The following is a 4,138-nucleotide window of genomic DNA, read 5'->3' on the forward strand; positions in this document are numbered from 1 at the left end:
AGAAGCTCCCCCACGGATGACTTGCCTTTGCCACAGGGAGTTTGAGTCCTCTTGACGCGCCGAAACGACAAAAACCACAGCCTCGGCCCACGCCCGCTCTTGGCCGTGCGCCGAGCGGGCAGCGGGGCTGAAGACTGGCTGCTCCAGTTGTCCGAACTTCAGTGCCTGAACCCGCGTGTGGGCGTCATCACCCGCCGGATTCGGTTCAGCCGCGTTCGTTCAATACCTCGAGGTAGTGCGGGTTGTGCATCACCCCGAGGATGTTGCCGAACGGGTCGAGCACGGCTCCGGCCCGGAAGTCGCCGTAGTTCCGCAGCGGCTCGTGCTCCTTCGCGCCGAGCTTCAGCAGCCGCGCGATCTCCGTGTCGACGTCGTCCACATGCCAGTACGCGACCACGCCGGCCGGGGCGGAGGGGGTGCGTGAGATGCCGAACTCCTGCAGGTGGTCGCCGAGCCGGAACTCGATGTACTCAGCGCGTTCGAAGTACGGCTCCACGCCCAGGACTTCGGGTGTACCAGGCACGGGCGGCGGCCAGGTCGTCGGTGTGGTAACGGATGGTTGCGAGCCCACGGAAAGTCGTCATGTGGGACATCGTGCACCGCATATAGGTCAGATTCTGTCCTTGTGAGCCGGGAGGTGCCCACCCGCTTGCGGGGTCTGTGCATCGGCGCAGAGCAGCACCGAGCCGGAGGGAAGCGGCGTGCCACTGTCAGCAGTCGACGTCGGTCCGTGAAACGAGGGCCCGTCCCGAGGAGATCGTCGCGGGCATCCGTGCTCGCACCGCGGCAATCAGCTGGTTGACCTGCTTTTGGCTGCGGGTGACCGGCCGGTTGCGGGCCGCCTTGTAGCCGTTGATCACCGCCGGGTCGTCCTGGCCGCTGCTGTCGTCCAGGCCATCGCCCCAGGCCGACCACGCCCTGGCCCTCCGTCAGGCACTCACACTCCCAACAACGTGACAACGCCCGTTGAAGGCATCCAGACCGCGTTCATGGACGGCCTCCTGAATCGCCGGCGGGCGAAGTACGCTGCCGGTGTGCTCGGCCCGCGGGATCTTGCGGGCCGAGCACGTCGGTGGCGGTCATGCGTCCTGGGTCTTTATGTAGTCGGGCTGATCCTTGTCGTCCAGCGAGAAGCCCTGGTTGGCTGCGGCGGCCCGAGCGGGCGCGGGCTCGGTGGCGACGGGAGTCACCGAGCCGAACAGCTCCTTCCGCTCCGCGACGGCGCGTGCGGTCATCTCGTCGGAGGTGCCGAGACCGATTGCCTCGCGGGCCAGTTCGGTGATGGAGCCGCCGGGGTCGGTCGAGATGCGCTGCATCGTCAGCAGCTTGATGAGGAACAACGGCGTGCCCTGGAACCTCTCGAACGACCTGAAGCGTCCGGCCCAGTCGCTGAGGAACCGGTCCTGGACGAACTTGAAGAGCCGCACCTTGTCGTGCGCGCTCATCGTCGTGCCGTGGAACATCTCCAGAAGCCTGGTGCCGATCTCGGGAACCTCGAAATCCTTCTCGCTCGGCGACAACACCGCTGAGCGGCCGCACATCTCCACGAGCTTCTCCGTCAGCCGGCCCACGTTCTCGAGGTAGTGCGCGCGGCCGAAGTCGTAGAAGATGTTGTTCGGCTTGCACAGCCCCCTGGGCGTCACGAACGCGGTCGCCTCCGAAGCGATGCTGAAGGCGCGCAGCGTCTCGTGGAAGCGGACGAGGTCGGCGATGTCGGATCCCACGACCGGGTGCTGAGCCGTTCCGGTGGACTGTGCGACGAGGACCGCCAGTCCGGTCATGAGCTCCGCGTTGACGATCATGTGGTGCAGGGTGTCGGCGTGCTCGAAATCGAACGTACGCTGCGCGTACAACCTGGAGTGATCGACGTTGCCCAGGTGGTAGATGTGCTCCCACGGGATGAGGACGTCATCGAAGTACGCCATGGAGTCGAGCTCGTCGCCGAGGCTTGACAGAGGCCGCTCGAAGCCGGACTCGGCGGGTGTGGCGTTGGAACGGCGTCCCACGTGCGTGACCTTCGGGTGGTTCACTGGGACGCTCGCCCAGATGATGTGCTCCGGTTCTGTCCCGGGCTTCACTATGTTGCCGAGCAGTATCGTGTCGGCAAATATGACCGCCGTGGAGACCCCCTTCCAGCCGGCCACCACGATGCCTTCGTCATTGCGCTCCTTGACGCGGAGCATCGGGTTGCGTGCGGCCACCGAGGGGTCCGAGCGGTCGCGCTGCACGTCGTTGAGCAGGGGGACCGTCCAGAGGTCCGCGTCGCGGTTGGCCTCGAAGTCCGCGATGATGTTGCGGGCGAGGTCGACGGTCGCGGGCGTGTCCTTGGACAGCTCAGCCCAAGGGGCGGTGTCGTCCACGAGGGCGTACCAGTTGCCGTTGTTGCTCTGCGGGAGGCGGCCGAACGCGCCGCCGCCAAAGCTGCGGATGACCGAGTTGGCGTAGTCGCGCCGCCGTTCGAGGTCGTGCTGGTTTCGCGGATACAACCAGCCGATCGGGCGTCGCGTGCCGTCCTCGTCGACGAAGGTCAGGGAGGCCTGGTTCTCGGGCTCGTGATGCAGGTCATAGAAGCGTGCGGCCTGTGCGGCGTAGCCACGGGTCAGAGGATGCTTTGTCACATCGTCGATGCGCTCACCGTCGATGATGACGTTACGCCCGTCACGCAGAGATTCCAGGTACTCCGTACCGGTCCTCATAGTCGTGCCTCCAGTTCTCCAGGGACACGGCTCATCGTCGCGGTTAAGGCGTTAACCAACCGCGAACAGGGTGTTAACCTTGATTTTTCAGCGGCCGTGAGTGCGTGACCGGGCCGCCGGTTCGCCCTGTTTGTTCCGCGTGATCGCGGGCGGGGCCTTCGCGTGTCGCTGCGGCTGCGCCGGGGTTCCACGCCACCCGGAGGTCGTGCAGGTCTGCTCCTTTCCTTGTCTCGCTGGGCGGGTGGTCTGGGCGTCAGGCGACGGCGGGTAGGGCGGTCAGCCGGTGCCAGCAGGTGGTGAACGCCTTCGCCCAGGGCCAGGTCCGCTTGATCCGCAGGAAGCGGCGGCGGGCGTCGTCGGCGAGTCGGGCGAACAGATGGTAGAGGCGGAAACGCATGGTGTCCGGCTCGGCGTCGGCCAGGTCGTCGATGTCGTGCAGGGACAGCAGCCGCAGCCATGCGTCGAGATCGGCGGCGATGTTCCCAGGAAGCGGAGGGCAGGTTGCCGAGGCCCATCGCCTTGTTGGTGCGCACCCGGTCTTCCACGGACGCGTGCGTGCGGTGCAGCACGTCCAGGAACTGGGCGTGGCCCGAGCCGGCGATGCCCCATATGTGGCGGATGTTGGTCGCGGTAACGCAGTTGCGCCAGCCGGTCTGCTTCTCAAACGCGGTCAGTTTCTTCAGGTGCCGCCGAGAGGGGCGGACGCGACGCACGATCAGCCGCATCCCCTCCGGTCGGCCCTCACGGGTGTTCACCCCGGTCAGCTCCGCAACGAAGTAGCCTTCCTGGATGCTGCCGTCCTGGTGCACGGAGGTCTCCCAGGCGGCCTCGGGCAGCCTCGCGATGGCCCGCTCGTCGTCGTCGGTGATCTTCCAGCCGACGGTGTAACGGACCGTGCGCCGCGTGGTGTTCAAGGCTTCCAGGTGCTCCAGCAGCCCGTGAGTGGATCCTGCCCCGTCCACCCGGATGAGGATCTTCGCAGTCGAGGAACTGGGGATCTGCGCGAGGGCGCCGGTGAGCACACGGACGTGGCCGGTGACCGTGTTCGCTCCGGAATTCCCCGGCCGCAGGTGCATGGCCAGGGACTCGGTGGTGTTGGCGCACCATGCGGCCAGCGGATGAAACCCGAACGCGGCACTCAAACGCGAAACGCTCCGTGGCGCCCGCCGCTTCGACGGGACCCAAGCCTGCCGCCTGGCGGTCTTCCGCTGGACCACGCGCTACAACACCCGCCGCCGACACTCGGCGAACGGACAGCAAGCACCGATCGCCTACGAACAGCAGTCAGCTACCACGACACTTGCCGCATAACGATACGAACAGATATCCACTCCTTGGGGACAAGGCCCAAGGCCGGGTAGTTAGCGTTTTCGCAGGTCACGCAAGCCCGTTGAACAATTTCCGACGCAGAGCAACGGAGCTCGTTGGTACAGGCAGTCGAC

Annotated in this window: 4 protein-coding genes and 1 pseudogene; 1 reads left to right on the top strand and 4 read right to left on the bottom strand. The window is 66.2% G+C overall.

Features of this window, described 5'->3' with window-relative positions; all coding sequences use genetic code 11:
* Positions 1-205: 205 nt before the first annotated feature.
* From ACFV9O_RS16465 to ACFV9O_RS16480, 4 genes are all read right to left on the bottom strand, one after another.
* Positions 206-523, bottom strand: coding sequence for a VOC family protein (locus ACFV9O_RS16465; protein WP_385417929.1), 318 nt, complete (start codon positions 521-523; stop codon positions 206-208).
* A 187-nt stretch (positions 524-710) separates the two neighbouring features.
* Positions 711-860, bottom strand: coding sequence for a hypothetical protein (locus ACFV9O_RS16470; protein ID WP_385417932.1), 150 nt, complete (start codon positions 858-860; stop codon positions 711-713).
* Between the two features lie 219 nt (positions 861-1,079).
* Positions 1,080-2,696, bottom strand: a complete 1,617-nt coding sequence (locus ACFV9O_RS16475; RefSeq protein WP_385417934.1) for a 4-hydroxyphenylacetate 3-hydroxylase N-terminal domain-containing protein — start codon at positions 2,694-2,696, stop codon at positions 1,080-1,082.
* Positions 2,693-3,772: a hypothetical protein gene (locus ACFV9O_RS16480; RefSeq protein WP_385417944.1), complete on the bottom strand. Its 1,080-nt coding sequence runs from the start codon at positions 3,770-3,772 to the stop codon at positions 2,693-2,695. The genes ACFV9O_RS16475 and ACFV9O_RS16480 overlap by 4 nt, the downstream gene beginning before the upstream one ends.
* Before the next feature lie 52 nt (positions 3,773-3,824).
* Here ACFV9O_RS16480 and ACFV9O_RS16485 point away from each other — a divergent pair.
* Positions 3,825-4,007: pseudogene (locus tag ACFV9O_RS16485) on the top strand (integrase core domain-containing protein); the annotation flags it as partial.
* Between the last annotated feature and the right edge of the window lie 131 nt (positions 4,008-4,138).

Origin of the sequence: Streptomyces sp. NPDC059909 (assembly GCF_042730885.1) — a bacterium.
Taxonomy (GTDB): Bacteria; Actinomycetota; Actinomycetes; order Streptomycetales; family Streptomycetaceae; genus Streptomyces.